Genomic DNA, 18,566 nt, shown 5'->3' on the forward strand with positions numbered 1-18,566 from the left:
TAGCTCAAATGAAAAAATATCATATACTAGTAGTCTTATTTCTGGCTATACTATTCACTTCATGTGAAAAGAATGGGGAGATGATCATCAAGCCCATTCAAAAAATAATGCCATTCAATATCAAAGGCTTTGTAATTGGTGATACATTGGAACAATATTTCGACGGAAGAAAAATCCGAGAATTCAGTGCTTGGTCAAAATATGATGGTAAAATCGTATTCGATAGCGACGCCCCAATTCTGATGGAGATTAAAAGAAAGGGCGATAGCAAAGCACTGCTTAGCCAAACCATCACCCAAGACAGGCCCAACCCAGAGCAGTACATTACCTTTTATTATGCAGATAAAGTAATAAAGGAAAAATATACCCATCCTGCGCCAATAGCGAACTTGGAACAAATTTCCTTCTATTTTGCTAGTTCTGTAAACATGCCGGTGGATATTGTTTATGCTGATGCCTCGGGGGATATCAATGCGGTAACTTATTTGGCAAGAAATGTCCAATCAAATAAATGGATCGATTTCCTACAGATACCTCCTTTGAACAGTAATGGCCAGGACCTTTATGTATTTCTTCTAAAGGCCGGAACAAAAGAATGGTTGGTCGATAATAATTTTGAACTCAGTTATATTCAGGCAAATCTACCTGTTGATGGAGGTTGGTATCAAGGTGGTGGTGTGCAGGCCATCTACATCCAAATCTCTAAAGACGGAAAACCTGGTCTATCGGCTGTAAATGATTTGGTATCAACTTTTCAATAGCAATAAAAACTAATTTAACACAAAGCAGAAATACTAATTAATATGCAGGGCATCAATAAAGCAAAGCATGCGCATTTGACAGATGCCCTGCATAATTTACAACAAATTGTTAAGCAAAGATCTTTAGATGAAGAATGCTTACAGCAAGCCACCACCTATGGTACAGCACTAGCAAACAGTTATAGCACCTACGAGAAACTGCTCACCGAGCTTGCCCAACAGATTGAAGCTTACGAAGCACTATTCACCGAAGTTAAAGTTCAGTTTTTAGGCAAAAAACTTAAGGAGCTAAAAAAACAGGCTGTGTTGCAGCAACCTAGCTTATCGGTATTGATGGAAAGTGTGCGATTAGCGTATAGTGGCTAATATTGGGTTGTGGGGAGTGAATAGGATGATAATCTTTCTAATTTTGGCGGTGACGCCGTTCTTCAATTCAGAAATATAATTAGTTAATTTAATCAACGCAGTAATTTCAATTGTCGTATTTTCTAAAACGCTTCAAAGCCTATTTATATCTCAAATTTTAGAGTTCTTGCTAGCCATGGCGCTAATATGATTGAAATGAGTAATGCGGAAATGGTTGTTACAATTATGTTTCCATATTGTCGTATTTCAAGTCCTGTTAAAAGTTTTACTGCTATAATTGTCAAAGTTATTCCTACAACAATAATCCAATACTTTAAGTTTAAATTTCCATTTCCACTGTTGTTTATGGGCAGTCTATAAATCGCAAAAGCGATTACTAGTCCGCCAATTAAAGTTGATAAGTGTTGTAATATTTTTAAAATAGGAATTTCTATACCGAGCAAGTGAATCGAGTTTTGTAAAGTTGAAATTTTCTGAACAAAATAGCCATGATCGTGTGTAAAACCGTCCCAGAGCATATGAGATGCTGCTCCTATTAGAATTGAAATTATCACCACCAACCAATTTCTGCGACAGTATTCGTTCCAATCAACCTGTTTAAATGTTGTAAATCTTGCTTTTAAAATTGTTGGTAAGTTGTTCAATAAACTGTTCCGAACGACATTGTGAAAAACAAATGCAAGTAATAGTCCAAGCGGCAAATCGAACCAAAAAAGTCCTTCAACTGTATGACTGTAATTGCTCTTGATTCTCATTCTTAGAAAATATTCAAAGTCAGGTGTCAAACTGCCGATCACAAGTCCTGTCAAAGAATACCACTTTTTAGGAAAATAGGTAAGTGGTAACACAATTGCTGGATGTGAAAATGTAAATGGCATTGTTTTATCTCTCAGTTTTAAGGTTGGGCTCTTACATTGACCGCTAATTCTTACATACTTGCACACTACAGCAGCTATCTACTCAAATGCCATTGGCTTTGCAAAACTTCAATATAAAAACGTGAGGTTTGAGCTGGAGGTATTTAGATAAAGCAAAATACAACAAGGCTTTGAAATTTACAAATTTGCTGGCAAAGAAGATGAACGCAAAAAATTGCATTCTACGATGATAAAGCAAACAGCATCAACACTCGCAGGCTCTTGTAATCCCATTTCTTTCTTTTCAATTTTCATTGTCTTCAGTTGCATAATTAGCGCTAAATAACCCCAATTTTTGATAACACTTTATTTGGTTCATGTTCGGTTCATGTTTTGTTCACCTTTGCATAATAGGGAGCTTTCCCGAACAAGTACCAAAGAAGACCCGAAGGAAACCCCTAAAATTTAAACGATATAGCCCCAAATCGTAAGTTTATTTCCTAATTAACCAAGTGTAGAGAAACATAGCTACAGCATATGCCACCAAACAGCTTTACCTTTAGTATGTTTGAATTTCGCAATTATCTGTTTGACCTTCGCTAACACCAGCGTTCGTAATCGGCGCAACTTTGTATCAACAAAAATCAAAAGAAAATGAGACAAAGAAAAACATGGTTGGTTACTGGTGCTTCTAAAGGCATAGGACTAACCCTAGCAAAACAATTACTTAGCCAAGGTTATAACGTAGCTGCAACTTCACGTGATATCCACAGTTTAGAAACAGCACTAGGTCAAAAAAGCAGACAATTATTGCCATTGGCGATGGACCTTACCAATGAAAAAGACGTAGCCGAAAAACTACAAACGGCTATTTCGCATTTTGGGACTGTAGATGTAGTGGTAAACAATGCAGGTTACGGCTTAATGGGTGGTTTAGAAGAACTGACCGATACAGAAGGCAGAGCCAACTTTGAAGTCAACGTTTTCGGTATGTTGAACGTTATCCGCAACATATTGCCACATTTACGAGCTAACAACAACGGGCATATCTTCAACATCAGTTCTATAGGTGGTTTTAATGGTGGCTTTCCAGCTTTCGGTATTTACTGCGCTACTAAGTTTGCTGTAAGTGGACTTACAGAATCGCTATTCCACGAAGTGAAGCCTTTTGGCATTGAGGTAACCTTGGTAATGCCAGGTTATTTCCGAACCAATTTTCTTAGCGAGGGTTCTATTGTAAAGCCGCAAACAGAAATTGAAGCTTATCAAAATGTAAGAGCCGTGCAAAAAAGTCATTTAGATGAAATCAATGCCAACCAGCCTGGAAATCCTGAAAAAGCCGCAGCAGCACTAATTGCAGTAGCGAACATGAAAAATCCGAGCTTGAATCTCTTCTTAGGTCCAGATGCTTATCAGTTAGCAAAGGATAAGATAGCATTAATCCAAGCTGATATGGCAACTTATGAGCGTTTAGCTACACAAACTTCATTTGAATAGAAACTGAAGTAACTTCACCAGCTTTCTTGATATCGAAAATCAAATGATCAAGCAAATACGGTTTATTTACAATTCTGTCGCTACCGCGGGTTCTACTTTTTCCTTTAGCTGAAAAAGTAGACAAAAAAGCCACGACTGCGCCTGATGCTTTAAAGTTTCTACTTTGGCTAATTACTACTTACCGCACCAGCCAAGGTCGATTTAGTAGAACGGAGAATTGTACGAAGGCTCGAGATGATCCAGAAAGCAAAACGCCTACCCTAAACTCACATTGAATAGTAGTTAAAAATGGAGATCGGTCGAGTTAAACAATTGGCCGACCTCTATTTTCATTTACGAATAGAAATGTTTTAAATTTACAATATGGAACCCCTAGAAACCCTTGAAGATTTTTACGATAGGAAATTCAACGTCAAACGTGAAGGTATCAATTCAGACTTGGGTCACTTTAACGTGTTCAGGTTAGAAGATTGCAATGCACCAGGAAAGCCACCCGTACAATACAGTCGTCGCGATTTTTATAAAATTTCCTTAATGAGAGGAAGACATCTGTATCATTATGGCGATAAAACCCTTGAAGTAGATGGAACTACTTTATTGTTCTTTAACCCGCAAGTGCCTTATACTTTTGAGCCGCTTACGCCAGATGCAACTGGTTATTTTTGCATTTTTAAGGATGCCTTCTTCTCAGAACACCTACGCGGCAGTCTAAAAGACCTACCGATGTATGCCGTTAACGGAAAACCTGCCTATGTACTTGGCAGAGAACAGGAACAAAACTTCAGTCTTATTTTTCAGAAAATGCTAACAGAAATTGATTCTGAATATGCCTTTAAGTTCGACCTGATTCGCAACTATATCATGGAAATGATTCATGGTGCGCTAAAGCTAGAACCTACAGAAAATTTGTATAGCCATGTAGATGCCAATACTCGCATCACAGCGGTATTTAACGAATTGTTAGAACGACAATTTCCGATTGAAACCCGCTCGCAAAAGTTCAGCCTACGTTCTGCCAAAGATTTCGCAGAAAAGCTGAACATCCATCCCAACCACCTTAATCGTGCCATTAAAACTACTACCGGAAAAACAACAACGCTTTACATCGCTGAGCGTTTAGTGACTGAAGCAATTGCCCTACTAAAACATACCAACTGGAATATTTCAGAAATTAGCTACACCTTAGGATTCGAAGAACCGGCACATTTCACCAACTTTTTTAAGAAGCAGACCAAGTTAGCCCCCAAATATTATCGAACTTAATTTAAGTCTGTTATATTTTTAACTGTTTAAGTGACTAAAGTTGTGCGCAAAAAAAACCTTTAAATCAAAGACCCCGAATTTAATCGGGGCCTTTGTAAGTTAACGGCTAATTGAAGTTCTTAAATAAAGCCACTACATCCGGTTGGTTAGTGGCGGACGTTACAAAATAGGTTTGCATTACCTATCAGTAATGCGAATCTCTTTAATTTTAAATAGAAAAAAGGCCATATTGTGCGAACATGATGTTCGCCCAATATGGCCTTTCGTTTTTAAGGAAAAAATCTTATCTCAAATTTCCTTGCTTTTCAGCATTGAATTTTTGTTCGATCATTTTATCCATTTGCTCTAGATGCCAACGGGTTTCCTTGTTTAACCCGCCTTTTTTCAACGTGTTTCGGAACAATGTCTGATAACCTTTTAAACGAGCCTGGAACATCCCTCTTAAATCGCTCGTACCGAAACGGTAAATTCCTGGAGGCACAATCTCTACCATATCATTGGCGTAAAATGCCTGCATCAATAACCTATTAATGTACATTTTCTGCATAGCACGACGATTTACATCTGCGTTTTTACCCGCATAAACCTCGCTCAATATGCCTTTCTCTAAATCATTCAACAAGTTGCTAACCCCATAACCTTTTCCGCTAGTCTCATTATCAAGCAACTTGCTCAACTTAGCACGACTAATCATCGGATACAAGATATCTTCTTGGATTTTATAAAGCTCAGAATTGAAATTCACCCCAAGCTTGTCGGCAACGGCGGGATGATGCAACCATTTTGGCGTGGTAAACAAATAATCGTTCAAAAATTTTACTGCACGCTGCTGCCTATCAAAAGACACTGGTTTTACCACAAATCCCGGTTCTCCATTTAATTTCACATTATGATAAATACCTGCAACATTCTTCATCACGTGCCCCATGTATAACGTATACTGATCCCAGATGGCTTCATAACCTTTAAATAGATCTTTGGTATCTTCACCTGGTGTGCTCATCCATTTATCTATTTGCGGCATCATACGCTTTAGGTTTTTAATTCCGTACGCACTGGCCAACATCGCATCATCACCTAAATCTTCATTTTGAGAACGAGGATCAAATTGCTCCATTTCATTACCAAACCATAAACGTGGGTTACGTTGTGTAGAATCTGTAACTAACTTCTTTAATACTTTAGCTTCTTCTTCTGCAGTTTCAAATTCTGGACGCCAAGTGTATCCCCATTTAATGGCCCAAATATCATAATCGCCAATACGCGGAAAAATACCTTTTTCACTAATATTGTCTTCTGGCTGGGCTACATAGTTGAAACGAGCATAATCCATAATAGACGGTGTATGTCCGTGTTTTTCTACCCATTTCTTGTCACGAAGTTTTTCAACTGGCGTAGTAGAGCTGGAGCCGAAATTGTGCATCAAACCTAAGGTATGCCCTACTTCATGCGATGAAACAAAGCGGATCAATTCGCCCATTAGCTTATCATCGAATTTTGCTTTTCTGGCACGAGGATCAACTGCTGCTGCCTGAGCCATATACCATTTCTGCAATAAAGCCATTACGTTATGATACCAAAAGATATGGCTCTCGATAATCTCGCCACTGCGTGGATCAGCCACACTAGGTCCCATTGCGTTGGTTACTGCCGAAGGACGGTAGATGATTGCCGAATGACTGGCATCGTCGATACTCCAAGTACTGTCTTGAGCACTAGTTGGCGCTTCTATAGCTTCAATTGCATTTTTGAAACCTGCAGCTTCAAAAGCTTTTTGCCAATCGTTTACTCCTTGAATTAGATAAGGAACCCATTTTTTTGGCGTAACTGGATCAATGTAGAATACAATTCTTTTAGCCGGCTCTACCAATTCGCCACGTTTGTATTTCTCAACATCTTCGGGCTTAGGTTCTAATCTCCAGCGTGTAGCATAAACGGTAGTTTCTACACCTTGGTCATTGGCATCAAAATCACGGAATGATTTGTAGAAATAGCCTACTCGTGGATCCGCAATTCTCGGACGCATAGGAACTTTAGGTAATAAAACCATAGAAGAGTTTAGCTCTACGGTATAGTTACTGCTTGTTGGGTTTCTGCCCGCAGCATAGGTTTTTACCGCACGAATCTCTACATTGTTGTTATTGGCATGAATGTAGTCTACGTAGCTTTTATTGTTTTGTTGTGCACCCATACCAGCACGTTCCTTGTAGTTCTTGCGATCAAAATAAGTAACTTCATTGTCGGAATTTAAAAACTCGGTTACATCCACTACTACGCCCGACGAATCTTTGCTTAACGCTACTATTGGCCACGCTTCGGCAATGGCATGCACATTATTTTTTACCACACTGGCAGCCATAGCGCTTGTGCTATCTTTGGCAAACTCGGTAAAAGATATTCTTTTGAGGAAAAGATTGTCGTTAGCTCCTTTCTCAAAACGATATACACCTTCGCCAATTTGGTCACCAGCTAAGCCAAAATTACCGTTACGCATATCGGCAGATGCCTTAGCAATACGGTTTACAATCAGAATTTCGCGGCCTAAAATGCTATCTGGCACTTCGAAAAAATACTTTTTCTCTTTTTGATGTACCTTGAAATAACCTGCTTGTGTTTTTGTGCCTTTGGTAATGATTTCGCCGTAAGGCTTAATCGCAGAAGCCTTTTTCAGGCTATCTGCAGTTTTTTTAGCTGGATCAACTGCTACTTTTGCAACAGGAGCCGGCTTTTTCTTTTTAAACAGGGCGCATCCCGACCCTAACGTCAGGATGCTGATTGCCCCATACAATACAATTGATTTGTTATTGAATTTCATTCTAAACTTATCTTGGATTTTGTGTGATTTCTGGGTTATATTGGATGTATTTATCACCGATAGGGAAAGTATAACGGTTACTATTTGGTGTTAAAGAGATGGCTGTTCCTTTAAATACACGTGTCACAGTCGGCATTAAACCATTGTCTTTCGACAATCTTCGTTGATCAAACCAACGCATACCAGTACCCATTAATTCGCGACGGCGTTCATCTAAAACTAATCGCAAAGCTTGGTCACTATTTGATGCCGTAAAGGCAACATAGTGCTCAGGTTTGAAACGGTTTTGGCGCAGTGCATTCAACGTAGCAACTGCTGCAGCGGTATTATCCGCTCTTGCATCACATTCCGCTTTAATTAGCATCATTTCTGGCACACTTGGACCAGTGTTAATACCATCGTAAATTACACGTTGTTTGGCATAAGAACGGTTGGTAAAAGTTGGCTGCCAAAATATACTCGCTGGGGCAGTATACGTTGTATAACGAATATCGTTTGTGTCAAATAAACTTTCAAGCGAAGCGGTCATAGGAAGCGCAACGGGGAAGCTAGATACACGCTTAAAGAAAATATTCTCAGGATGTAAGTTCCTAGTAGGATGTGTAGTAATCGCCCCTAAATTCAATAAACTACTTTTTAGGGAAAGTGCTAGTTCTGCATTTCTCTTTGCTTCTGCAAAATTACGTTTATGCAGATTTACTCTTGCCAGCATTCCGTAGGCACCCACTTTAGAGGCATTGGTAGGGAAATCTGGCAAATTGTTCAATGCTGGTAAAGCAGTGTTCAAATCTGTCTCAATTTGTTCATAAACCTTCGCAACACTTGAGCGACTAAGATCATTAAAGAACGTGATACCCATTACCAATGGAATACCTGGATCTGTAGCAGCAGTATTAGCATCGTACTGCTTAGCGTAGAGGTTTACTAAGGTATGAAAGATAAAAGCACGGTGTAACAAAGCTGAAGCCTGAATAGTTTTCTTTTGCGCTTCTGACCCGCCTTCGCTATCTAAAACACCATTGATGACCGTATTGCAAGTATATAGTTGTTCGTAAAGTTTCTGCCAATCTGCATCCTCTTCTGTATTACTATATATTTTTTCTCCCCAAGTGTAGATATTTGCATTAACTGTAGACAGTGCTGTCTGCCATCTAATGTCATCACTCTCTAAATCATCTGCTGCATATAACGGATTGGAATAAGACAACTCCAATAAAGTTGAGTTATAAAGCAATGCTTGATGATCAGAAGTATTCTTTAATATTTTGATATTTACAGGAGGTATCTCTACGTATTTCCTGCAGCCTGCAGCGCTCAATAAAATAACGCCAATCAGGGTACTATATATATATTTAAGCATAATCTATAGCTTATAATGTTAGATTTAAATTGAATACATAATTACGGGTTGGAGGCAAGTTGTTAAACATACTTGTCATTTGATATTCTGGGTCGATACCTTCTTTATTTGCAACCCATATTAAACCTAAGTTGCTTACTGTAGCACCAAGGTTTACTCCTTTGATGAAAGGTAAACCTTTAAGCATACTATTTGGCAAAGCATAAGTTAATGAAACCTGTTGTAAACGAATTTGTCCAGCATCTCTAATATTTAAATCCGAGTTAATATATCTGGTTATAGAGTTTACATTTACATTTGATAAACCTGGTACGTCGGTAAATGCCTCGTCTCCAGGATTTCTCCAGCGATTTACGATGGCTGCATTATTCCCAATAATACCTGAATAACCTCCGTTTGTTGGATATAAGCCCTGCGAAATATTCTGGATCAAGAATTTATGGCCTAGGTTATAGGTTGCCCTAGCCATTAAAGTCCAACCTTTATAACTGAAAGTATTGGTAAAACCTCCAAAATGCGGTGCAACGGTTCTTCCAGCAGCAACCCTGTCTTCTGTTCTAATCGTATTATCGGTAGAAGACTTGATAATCCCATTTGCATCAAAGATTTGTCCTCTGCCCAAATTATCCAAACCAGCCCATCTGTATACCCAAATATTATCTACTGCATAACCATTAGTAAGTGCAAGACCAGTAATCGTTTGTGGTTGGATACGAGATTCTGTTACTTCATTAGTATTGTAGCCATAATTAAAGATTGCGTTCCATTTAAAATCTTTGGTACGTAATAATTCTGCTGTAATACCTAAATCTACTCCGTGTGCTTTCAGCGTTCCTGCATTGTAAGTTAAACTTTGCCAACCGTAGGTAGAATTAATTGGTAGAGCTATTAATAGGTCGCTAACATTTTTTTTATAGTAATCGAAGTTGAAACTCACTCTATTATTAAAAAGAGCTACATCTAAACCAATGTTGGTCATTTTTGTGATTTCCCAACCTAAATCCTGGTTTACAGGAAATCCGATGTTAGCATAAGGCAATTGTGTATAACCATCTACTAAACCTAAACGTATGGTGGTAAAATTTGAAGATTGCTCAGGAATATTCCCAGATACACCAATCGAACTTCGTAAACTTAAACCTGAAACCCAACGGATGTCGGACATGAAATCTTCCTTAGAAACATCCCAACGCAAACCAGCAGACCAAAGTGGTGTAGCACGAGCTTTTCTACTTACCCCTAATACGTTAACATCGTCGAAACGAGCACTGGCAGTAGCGTGGTACTTTCCAAGATAAGAATAACTTCCATTTCCATAATAAGACAAGTATCTTCTAATATTGCGAGAAATAAGGTTATTTGGCTGACCAATCGAAACTTGGTTACCATAGATATTATAATACCTAGCAGCATTGCCAACGGTATTCACATTGATACTGGTCGATAATTCTTCATTGTATCCGTAAAGCATCTGCTCCGAGCCACTTGCTTTTTCTTCACGGATCTCAGAACCGACAATCATATCAAAATGATGGTCTGCACCAAAATCTTTTTTTACATCAAATTGAGCTCTTAAGCCATAATCATTACGGTTTACACGTCCAGCTTGGTAAATTCCTCCTTTAGGAAAGCCGTATACAGTTCCTAGCAGCGCAACATTTTGCTGGCTTGTACCAGTATTGATCAGGTTACGGGTGTAATAACTATTTTCGTTTTTCAAGTTAACTTGCTCTTCAATAGATTTTTGAAGCTGTCCAGATACTGTGAAATTTAACCAATTGGTAATGATACCTTTTACCGAAGAATTTATGCGGATAACGTTACCGGTATTCACGGTATTTCCATACGCTAGCTCATCTATAGCGTTGTATGTCCACGGTAGCAAATTCCTAACTCGAGTTAAGCTATCAGATGTACGCGTAGTAAAAACTACACCCTTACGTATTCTATTTCCATTCGCATCTACCATCAGTTCGTAAGGAGCCAACCCGAGAGAGCCTTCGCTTAACGCTGAAATAGCAGCAGTATTTACCTTACTTTTTGAATAATTATAGTTAAGACCTGTAGTAACAATCAAACGATTATTCAGGAAGTTATTAGTCAGGTTAGATAATACCGAATATTTTTCTGCTTCGTTACTCTTAAAAACGGGGCGATCTTTGGTATAGTTACCCGAAATATAATAAGAACTATTTCCTTTACCTCCAGCAAATGATAAGTTATATTGTTGTTGCATGGCTGTTTGCAAAAGGTAGTCCCTTATTTGGTCATGATTGGAACGGCTTGCCAGCTCTTTCAACGCAGCATCTCTTTGCGGAATTAATGCAGGGTTTCTCTTTGCCCTAAACATCCATTCTTGGGCTTCCGTTACTGGTCCTGTTCTCCAACCATTTGTTGGCGAAGCGATAAGGTTGGCCACTGGATCTTGGATAAAGTTTTTATCGACTAATTCTTGTTCTAATTCAATGTACTGCGCATTGGTCATTGAATTTAAATCAGACAATTTTGCTGCTGCAGAAAGACCAGTAGTCGCAGAAAAATTAACTGAAGACGTTCCTTTCTTTCCTCTCTTCGTTGTGATAACGATAACACCGTTGGCTGCTTTAGCTCCCCAAATTGCAGAAGCGGCAGCATCTTTTAAGAAAGTTATACTTTCGATATCAGCTGGGTTAAATGTACTTAATATTGCATTTCCAGAAGTTTCTGGCTGATTTCTATTATTTGGTCTAGATTCTATAACACTATTTGTAACGGTTGTTAAATCCTGATTTACAGCTGGAAAGCCATCAATAACTACCAATGGAGATTTACCTGTATAAGAACTAGTTCCCCTAACCTGTATCGTATTTTTTCTGATATCAAATTGTACTCCTGGAATTTTACCTTCCAATCTTTCCATTAAATTGATACTTGGTGTTTCTTCAATTTCCTTAGACGTAATTACATTTGCGGCTCCGGTAGTAGTTCCTTTTTTGATTTCCTGATAACCTGTAGAGATCACTACTCCATCTAATTCTTGCGTGACAGGCGAAAGGCGTATTAACATATTTTCTTGTACAGCCATACTCCGCGAAGCATAACCTACACTCGATAAGCTCAGAGAAGCATTTTCTTCTACATCGTCGATTTTGAATAATCCATTTACATCTGTGACTGCAGATTTATTAGTTCCTGTAATTTTAACGGTCACACCAGGCATTGGTAAATTTGTTTCGGTATCCAACACCTTTCCACTAACAGTTATCCTAGCGAAATAACTCTTGATACGATCCAGCAAACCTTTTTCTTTAGGCTTTACCACCACCGTTTTGTTAACGATTTCGTAAGCTAAATTTTTAGCCGAAAGCGTTTGTTCTAACGCTTGTTCTAATGGCGTAGCCTGAAATGCTGCATTGATCTTGATCGCATCATTCACTTTGCCTTCCTGCCATACCACATGGTATCCGGTCTGTTTTCTTATTTCAGTAAAAAATTCTTTAAGAGAGCTATTATTTTTTTTGAAAGTTACATTTTGAGCGAGTCCTGCTGCACTTAGCTGCATCAAGAAAACGGTCATAATTATCATGGTTAGCTTCATTATTCTTACTAATGGATTAGTCGCCAAAGCAGAATGCCAAGGCTCTTTTTGATCCTTAATTTTCATTACATTTGTTTGTTTAGTGATTTAGTTGTTGTATCTCAAATATTCTTCTGGAACACTAAATTTATAGTCTGGGGATGTTCGTAGCATTCCCAGCTTTTTTTAGTGCCATTCCTAATTATATAGAACTCTATCTTATAGCAACGACCCTCCTTCCTTTTACTTTAAAGTGAACAGAGCCAGTGCTTTCTAAAACTTCTAGCAACTGCGAAATATTTTCAAACCTCGATAGCGATCCTTTGAGTACTTCTCTCTTTATCGACTCGTCTTCAAATGCTACCTCTACATTGTACCAACGAGAGGCCTGTCGCATTACGGTTTCCAAATCCTGACCAGCCAAAAGGAAAACGCCGTCTTTCCAAGCCACAGCATCTTCTGCATTTACTTCAGAAGTGCTCAGGTTATTGTTCTTCAACTGAGCTTGCTGACCAACACGCAACTTCAAAGCTTGACCTGTAGCCGTCTCCAATTTTACGCTACCTTCCAAAAGTGTGGTGGTAGTTACCTCTTCATCATGATAACTGTTGACGTTGAACCTTGTACCCAATACGGCTATGGTTTGACCTTTCGTCTCTACAACAAAGGGGTGTTTTTGATCTTTTGCTACTTCGAAATAAGCTTCTCCAGAAAGTGTCACTTTACGTGTGCCTTGCTCAACTAATTGGGGATGATAAGTTAAACTTGATGCAGCATTTAGCCATATTATTGAACCATCTGGAAGTCGAACTTGGTAGGTTTCTCCTTTAGCGGTAGCCAGTGTATTGTACTGATTTGCATTAGCTGCACCTTTCTTTACCTCGTAGATTAACTGCCCATCTTTTGTTTTGCGAACCTTAACGCCAGCCTGTTGAGCAAGCTCGCCATCCATTGCGCCCGACAAATAGATTTGCTTTCCATCTGACAAAGTAAGCGTTGCGCCTTGTTTTCCAGGGAGAACATCGTTGGCATAAGCTATTTTATCAGGATTATTTTTTTCATCTACTGATCTATAGGTGAATATCCCTACGGTGAAAATAAGTCCAGCTATGGCCGCAGCCACAGCTACTCGAGGCCAAAGTCTTACTTTGCGTGGCTCTTGAGCATTCAGAAAAAAGTTGTTACGCAAGTCTTCAAGATCTTTACGGAAAACTTCGGTATCCTCAAAAGGCTCTGCTTGATTTGCATAATGCAAATACCAACTTTCGAGTAATTTGCGTTCTTCGGCATTGATACTACCGTCTCTAAATTTTTGCAATAAACTTGCACCTGTCTGTTTGGTCATCGTATATCATGACATTTCCTTTAAAAAGGCAGTATCATTAAGATACTTTATCAAAGAAATGTGGTTTGTTTAGGTTTAATGGGTTGCCCCTCTATTAAAACAGACAGCTAAAGAAGACTTAGGGGTACGTTGAAATGAAAAAAAAATCAAAAAGGCAAAAAATGTATAAACAATGCGACACGAATCTTCAATCGAAGGATTTTAAGTGCCCTTTGTGCTTGCTTTTTAACCGTATGCTCCGAAATATTTAGACGTTCAGCAATTTCTTTATAAGAAAGCTCTTCTTTTCTGCTCAATTCAAACACTTCTCGCATCTTATCTGGTAACGATGCAATTTCCCGCTCAATAATTTGAGCCAATTCCTTTTCTCTGAACTGATCTTCCGTGTAAGAAACACCTAATTCCATAAAAGCAGTTATCGAATCTGCATATTTAGAAACCACCTGTTGGTGCGCCATGATGTTAAGAATTCTGTTTCGAGTAGCACCATATAGATAGGGAGCTACCTCACCTGAAAGTGCTAACGTTTCGCGTTTAGACCAAATGGCGGCAAAGACTTCTTGTACGACATCTTTAGCTTCATCGCTATCACGAAGCATTTTTTTAGCATGTAAATATAGTGACTGATGGTATCGCTGAAACAATTCGGCAAAAGCAACACGGTCGCCTTTTTGTAGAAGCTGTAGTAGCTCTGTATCCGAAATTTGTTGATATGCATCCATTTGAATTTCAAAAATAAACAAAATCTCTCTAGTGGATTATTTCTAAGACAATTAAGTATTGTAAAAACGGATGTTCTCTAGAATTACTAGATTAATTTCAAAATATTAGTTCATGTGAAGCGATCGAAAACGCCGTCAACCATCATTCAATAGAAAATTAGGAATGTGTATAAACAGAAAACCCCGAATTTACTTCGGGGTCTGTGGAAGTGGTGCCTGCTGGGATCGAACCAGCGACACAAGGATTTTCAGTCCTTTGCTCTACCTACTGAGCTAAGGCACCTCCCGTTTGGGAATGCAAATGTAACTTCTTTTTTTGAAAAGCGAAATGAAAACAAAATTTTATTGATTTCATTTCTTACTCTGATGCGATTTAACAACCAGAAACGAAACTTGAACCAGATGAAACCAAAGCCAATTAATTAAAACGCAGTATCCATTATTTGCACCAAAGCGTTTTATCTGCTATAATCGTCTTGTATACGTACAATATCATTTTCATCAGAAGGGTTTCCTGGATTGGTGTGCTGCCATATTTCCGCAACTATCCCCCAGTCGGATAAACCAATCAGTCGGTGTCTTTCGCCCTGTTTTAATACAATCCGTTCCTGTTTATGGTATATTTTTAATTCACCTTCTAAATCAGTGTCACTTCTTACAATGCCTACATTTCCTTCAATCACTTGCCAAATTTCGGCACGGCCGTGATGATACTGCCAAGATAAACGCTGTTCAGGTGCAACAACCAGAACCTTAGGACTAAGTTTACCTCCAATTCTTAGTTCATCCACATTAATTCCGTCGAAATATAAGTCTGCAAAATATTGAGCCTGTTCTTCATCTATAACAAAAAAACCGCCCCAAGGTCTGTTAAAATCTTTTGCACTTAATTTTAATCCTTGTTTTACTAATTGTTGTTCTACTTTATTAAAAAATTGGTTCTTATTATTATCCATTTGAAATGCTATAATTAAATGCTATAATTAAATGCTTTATTAATTTTAAATTTTCTTCCGATTAGATCAGTTACTTTTTGCTCTTTAAATTATTAAGTTTATTTATCCTCTCTATTTCCGACAATAATAAACGGTAGGCAGGTTTATCCATATCGTGACCATAGCCTTGAATTTCCAATAACTTTACATCTTTATGTCCTGTTTCCTTCAACATGCGCATTAAATATGCATTCTCTTCATAGCGACCCAACAATTCTAATTCTCTATCTCCAGTAATTAATAATATGGGCGGGGCATCAGGTCGAACGTGATAAAGAGGCGCTAACTCATCAACTATTACTTTTGTTGCTGCCATTTTTTTTTCTTGCCTAATCGTAAAATGTGTGATGGTATGACCGCTAAAAGAAATTAATCCCGCCAATTTATTTGCATCTATTGCGTGTTTTTCCATCCATGATTTATCTAGGGTAATCATATTAGCTAAATACGCTCCCGCAGACATGCCAGCAATAAATATTTTACTCTTATCCCCTCCAAATCTATCTATATTATTAAAAACCCATGCCACTGCTGCCGCTGCATCTTCTATGTAGGCCGGAGATTTTACCATGGGAGATAATCTATAACCTACGCCTACTACACAGATGTTTTTATCTTTCAATTCTGTTGGTATCTCTTTATTACCTCCAGTTAGCCCTCCTCCATGAAACCAAATCACGGTGGTAAAACTTTTCATATCTTTAGGATAATAAACATCCAAAACGCATCGTTCCTTTTTATCTTTATCCAGAAGATTATTTTTGTAATAGCTAATGTTTTTACTTTCCAGATATCCTTGCTGTTGCCCAAACACCGAAAATATTGTATTAAAAAATAAAAACATTAATAGCATTGCGCTCTTTGGTATTGTAATAGTATTTATCATATCTGATTTAATTAACTAAACTTAGGTTGTAGAAATTTAGTATTCCTTAGATGTCCACTAGATATGCACTTCGAATAACCTTCGAGTAGCTTTTATCCAAGTTCTACTATTCTTTGTGATTTTCAGCAAGAAATCTAACTTCTAATATAATAGACTTGTACTGAAATAATTTCCGATACCTTGCGGATTATCTCAGTACAAGTCTACAGCGATTTTAATCGGTTTAGTAAAACTGTATTTTAAACCTTGCCTATCTTATCCCTATTTAACGAACTTTGAAGTATATTGTTGATGTCCATCCTTAAAAACGACTACATAAACTCCCGCAGCTAAGCTGGCAATATTTACTTCAGCAGAACTATAACCTTTCTGTGTTGAAACTTTCGTTAAAAGGTTACCGCTAACACTAAACACCTTAACCTCTGCATTATTTTCTGTAGTTGGATGCTGAATTTGAAGGGATGAACCTGTACTCCATGCTTTAAAATGAGCTTTACTTAAACTAGGTAATTTTACAGCCTCAATTTCACTATACTTGTAGGTACCATCATTATCAACTATTTTTAAACGGTAATATAGGGTTGATGAAGTTACTATGCTATGATCTGTGAATGAGTAGGTTTGTGGCCCAGCTAATTTGTTAGTAGGTTTGTTACCTATAGTAGTAAAACTTAAACCATTTATGCTTCTTTCTACTTCAAATTCTTTAAAATTAACTTCATTTTCTGTTTTCCAAACTAAATTAATTTTCCCGTTTGTGGGGATGGCTTTAAAATCTATTAGATCTAAAGGTAAGGTCGCTCCAATTTCATACCTATGATTATATGCACCATTTGCATTAAAATCTAATTCAATAGCAATCTGTTGGTTTTTAGTATTTCCACGGAATTTATAAGAGTATTGGTAATCGTCACTATTAACACTATACAATCCGTATAGAGGCCCTGTAAAAAGATTATCTGCTGGGCGACTTGGATTATCAAAATTGACAGACCCCCAAAAAACAGATGCACCATTGGCTAAATCCATTTTAATTTTATACCGCTCATCATTCATAGTAGCAGGCCAAACAGGGCTTACTTTTGTACCTGTAAATTTACCATTATTGGTATAAGGTAACAATAACTTATCTCCACCCCAACCATTGCTACTCATGTACAAATAAACGCTATTAATTTCTTGGCGAACAAAAGTTTTATTTACTAAATCTATTTTAATATAATAAGGTTTTAACACACCAGTAACTGCTAAAGCAGTATTACCTTCTACTACTGTGTTATTGGTTACTGTGTAGTTATACGTTTGGCTATTAGCGGTTCCTGATATTGTAAAACTACCCGCCTGAAGACCTCCTACGAATTCAAAAACACCGACATCTTTTTTCTTTAATACAGCAGTAGTGGTTTCCAACGCAGAGCCAGAGATAGTTAGGTTATCTGCAATTACTAAATCGGCAACGTAATCAGTTATTTTATGGGTGTAATTAGATGTATTACTAAAAATAACCTCAGCATTAAACAGCGTACCTGTATTGTTATACTTAGAAGCTATTTTATATTCTTTAGCTCCACCTGGCCACTTATCATTACTGTTTAAAAAATAGAGATCATAGTAAGATTGAGGAGTGCTACCATCTGGAACACCACCAGAGGCAGATGGCCCTGGCTGGAAAGTTTCTATTACTCCGCCTTCTAAATTTAAGCGTATACGGTATCTATCGTCTCCCCACCCTGCAATTCCAGATAAACCTGTCGCTTTAAAAGATGAATTACCAACATAACTTAAAGTGCCTATAGAGAATGCATTCCAAGGTGCCCATAAAGTTATATTTTGTATTCTTTTAACATCTACCACTGGAGTAGCACCAGAATAATCTACACGAATACGATGAGGCACCAAAGTTCCAGTAACGGTGATATTTGCAGTAGCTATCGTGTTATCGCCGGCAAAAGAATAATCTCCAGTCTTTAAAGAGGTATAAAGTTCGTAAACATTACCGTTTAACTTCATCGGAATTGACGCTCCCGTTTCTGTAGCGGTTCCCTGCAACGAGAGAGAAGCTGGCGGAATAGCAGCTATAGCATTTATGCTGAAAAGTAGCATTAGCACAAAATAAAAAGTAAATTTTGTCTTCATAACTTTT

General features: G+C 37.9%; 13 protein-coding genes and 1 tRNA gene. 4 read left to right on the forward strand and 10 right to left on the reverse strand.

Going from position 1 to position 18,566, the window contains the following annotated elements; genetic code table 11:
• The first annotated feature begins 8 nt into the window (after window positions 1–8).
• Both CRO54_RS11275 and CRO54_RS11280 read left to right on the forward strand, forming a co-directional pair.
• Window positions 9–761: a hypothetical protein gene (locus CRO54_RS11275; protein ID WP_138765809.1), complete on the forward strand. Its 753-nt coding sequence runs from the start codon at window positions 9–11 to the stop codon at window positions 759–761.
• A 42-nt stretch (window positions 762–803) separates the two neighbouring features.
• Window positions 804–1,127 carry a hypothetical protein gene (locus CRO54_RS11280; RefSeq protein WP_097131990.1) on the forward strand — a complete coding sequence of 108 codons (324 nt, stop codon included), beginning with the start codon at window positions 804–806 and terminating at the stop codon, window positions 1,125–1,127.
• A gap of 143 nt (window positions 1,128–1,270) precedes the next feature.
• On the opposite strand, the gene CRO54_RS11285 is transcribed toward CRO54_RS11280, so the two are convergent.
• Window positions 1,271–2,005 (reverse strand): DUF4184 family protein, encoded by a 735-nt coding sequence (locus CRO54_RS11285; protein WP_097132347.1) that lies wholly within the window; start codon window positions 2,003–2,005, stop codon window positions 1,271–1,273.
• A 633-nt stretch (window positions 2,006–2,638) separates the two neighbouring features.
• Between CRO54_RS11285 and CRO54_RS11290 the strand changes: the two genes are divergently transcribed.
• Together CRO54_RS11290 and CRO54_RS11295 are read left to right on the forward strand one after the other, a co-directional pair.
• Window positions 2,639–3,481: an SDR family oxidoreductase gene (locus tag CRO54_RS11290; RefSeq protein ID WP_097131993.1), complete on the forward strand. Its 843-nt coding sequence runs from the start codon at window positions 2,639–2,641 to the stop codon at window positions 3,479–3,481.
• Window positions 3,482–3,844: 363 nt separating this feature from the next.
• Complete coding sequence (locus tag CRO54_RS11295) at window positions 3,845–4,744, forward strand: helix-turn-helix domain-containing protein (protein WP_097131995.1); 900 nt, start codon at window positions 3,845–3,847, stop codon at window positions 4,742–4,744.
• Window positions 4,745–5,027: 283 nt separating this feature from the next.
• Here the strand turns inward: CRO54_RS11295 and CRO54_RS11300 are convergent, their stop codons facing one another.
• The 9 genes from CRO54_RS11300 to CRO54_RS11340 all read right to left on the reverse strand — a co-directional run bounded on the left by CRO54_RS11300 (window position 5,028) and on the right by CRO54_RS11340 (window position 18,559).
• Window positions 5,028–7,559 (reverse strand): zinc-dependent metalloprotease, encoded by a 2,532-nt coding sequence (locus tag CRO54_RS11300; RefSeq protein ID WP_097131997.1) that lies wholly within the window; start codon window positions 7,557–7,559, stop codon window positions 5,028–5,030.
• 7 nt (window positions 7,560–7,566) lie between these two features.
• Window positions 7,567–8,919: a RagB/SusD family nutrient uptake outer membrane protein gene (locus CRO54_RS11305; protein ID WP_097132000.1), complete on the reverse strand. Its 1,353-nt coding sequence runs from the start codon at window positions 8,917–8,919 to the stop codon at window positions 7,567–7,569.
• 10 nt (window positions 8,920–8,929) lie between these two features.
• A complete protein-coding gene (locus tag CRO54_RS11310; RefSeq protein ID WP_097132002.1) occupies window positions 8,930–12,562 on the reverse strand; it encodes a SusC/RagA family TonB-linked outer membrane protein in 3,633 nt (1,210 codons plus the stop codon).
• A 127-nt stretch (window positions 12,563–12,689) separates the two neighbouring features.
• Window positions 12,690–13,820: a FecR family protein gene (locus CRO54_RS11315; protein WP_097132004.1), complete on the reverse strand. Its 1,131-nt coding sequence runs from the start codon at window positions 13,818–13,820 to the stop codon at window positions 12,690–12,692.
• A 146-nt stretch (window positions 13,821–13,966) separates the two neighbouring features.
• Complete coding sequence (locus tag CRO54_RS11320; protein ID WP_097132006.1) at window positions 13,967–14,542, reverse strand: RNA polymerase sigma factor; 576 nt, start codon at window positions 14,540–14,542, stop codon at window positions 13,967–13,969.
• 210 nt (window positions 14,543–14,752) lie between these two features.
• A tRNA-Phe gene (locus CRO54_RS11325) sits at window positions 14,753–14,825 on the reverse strand.
• Window positions 14,826–15,000: 175 nt separating this feature from the next.
• Window positions 15,001–15,498: a cupin domain-containing protein gene (locus CRO54_RS11330; protein ID WP_097132008.1), complete on the reverse strand. Its 498-nt coding sequence runs from the start codon at window positions 15,496–15,498 to the stop codon at window positions 15,001–15,003.
• Window positions 15,499–15,568: 70 nt separating this feature from the next.
• Window positions 15,569–16,423 carry an alpha/beta hydrolase gene (locus CRO54_RS11335; RefSeq protein ID WP_240775084.1) on the reverse strand — a complete coding sequence of 285 codons (855 nt, stop codon included), beginning with the start codon at window positions 16,421–16,423 and terminating at the stop codon, window positions 15,569–15,571.
• Window positions 16,424–16,684: 261 nt separating this feature from the next.
• Complete coding sequence (locus CRO54_RS11340; protein WP_097132010.1) at window positions 16,685–18,559, reverse strand: T9SS type A sorting domain-containing protein; 1,875 nt, start codon at window positions 18,557–18,559, stop codon at window positions 16,685–16,687.
• Window positions 18,560–18,566: the final 7 nt, after the last annotated feature.

Source organism: Pedobacter xixiisoli, from assembly GCF_900215335.1.
Lineage (GTDB): Bacteria > Bacteroidota > Bacteroidia > Sphingobacteriales > Sphingobacteriaceae > Pedobacter > Pedobacter xixiisoli.

Bases quoted from the DNA above. Each gene is read 5' to 3' on its own strand.
- CRO54_RS11275 (WP_138765809.1), top strand. From the start codon at position 9: ATGAAAAAATATCATATACTAGTAGTCTTATTTCTGGCTATACTATTC.
- CRO54_RS11280 (WP_097131990.1), top strand. From the start codon at position 804: ATGCAGGGCATCAATAAAGCAAAGCATGCGCATTTGACAGATGCCCTG.
- CRO54_RS11285 (WP_097132347.1), bottom strand. From the start codon at position 2,005: ATGCCATTTACATTTTCACATCCAGCAATTGTGTTACCACTTACCTAT.
- CRO54_RS11290 (WP_097131993.1), top strand. From the start codon at position 2,639: ATGAGACAAAGAAAAACATGGTTGGTTACTGGTGCTTCTAAAGGCATA.
- CRO54_RS11295 (WP_097131995.1), top strand. From the start codon at position 3,845: ATGGAACCCCTAGAAACCCTTGAAGATTTTTACGATAGGAAATTCAAC.
- CRO54_RS11300 (WP_097131997.1), bottom strand. From the start codon at position 7,559: ATGAAATTCAATAACAAATCAATTGTATTGTATGGGGCAATCAGCATC.
- CRO54_RS11305 (WP_097132000.1), bottom strand. From the start codon at position 8,919: ATGCTTAAATATATATATAGTACCCTGATTGGCGTTATTTTATTGAGC.
- CRO54_RS11310 (WP_097132002.1), bottom strand. From the start codon at position 12,562: ATGAAAATTAAGGATCAAAAAGAGCCTTGGCATTCTGCTTTGGCGACT.
- CRO54_RS11315 (WP_097132004.1), bottom strand. From the start codon at position 13,820: ATGACCAAACAGACAGGTGCAAGTTTATTGCAAAAATTTAGAGACGGT.
- CRO54_RS11320 (WP_097132006.1), bottom strand. From the start codon at position 14,542: ATGGATGCATATCAACAAATTTCGGATACAGAGCTACTACAGCTTCTA.
- CRO54_RS11330 (WP_097132008.1), bottom strand. From the start codon at position 15,498: ATGGATAATAATAAGAACCAATTTTTTAATAAAGTAGAACAACAATTA.
- CRO54_RS11335 (WP_240775084.1), bottom strand. From the start codon at position 16,423: ATGATAAATACTATTACAATACCAAAGAGCGCAATGCTATTAATGTTT.
- CRO54_RS11340 (WP_097132010.1), bottom strand. From the start codon at position 18,559: ATGAAGACAAAATTTACTTTTTATTTTGTGCTAATGCTACTTTTCAGC.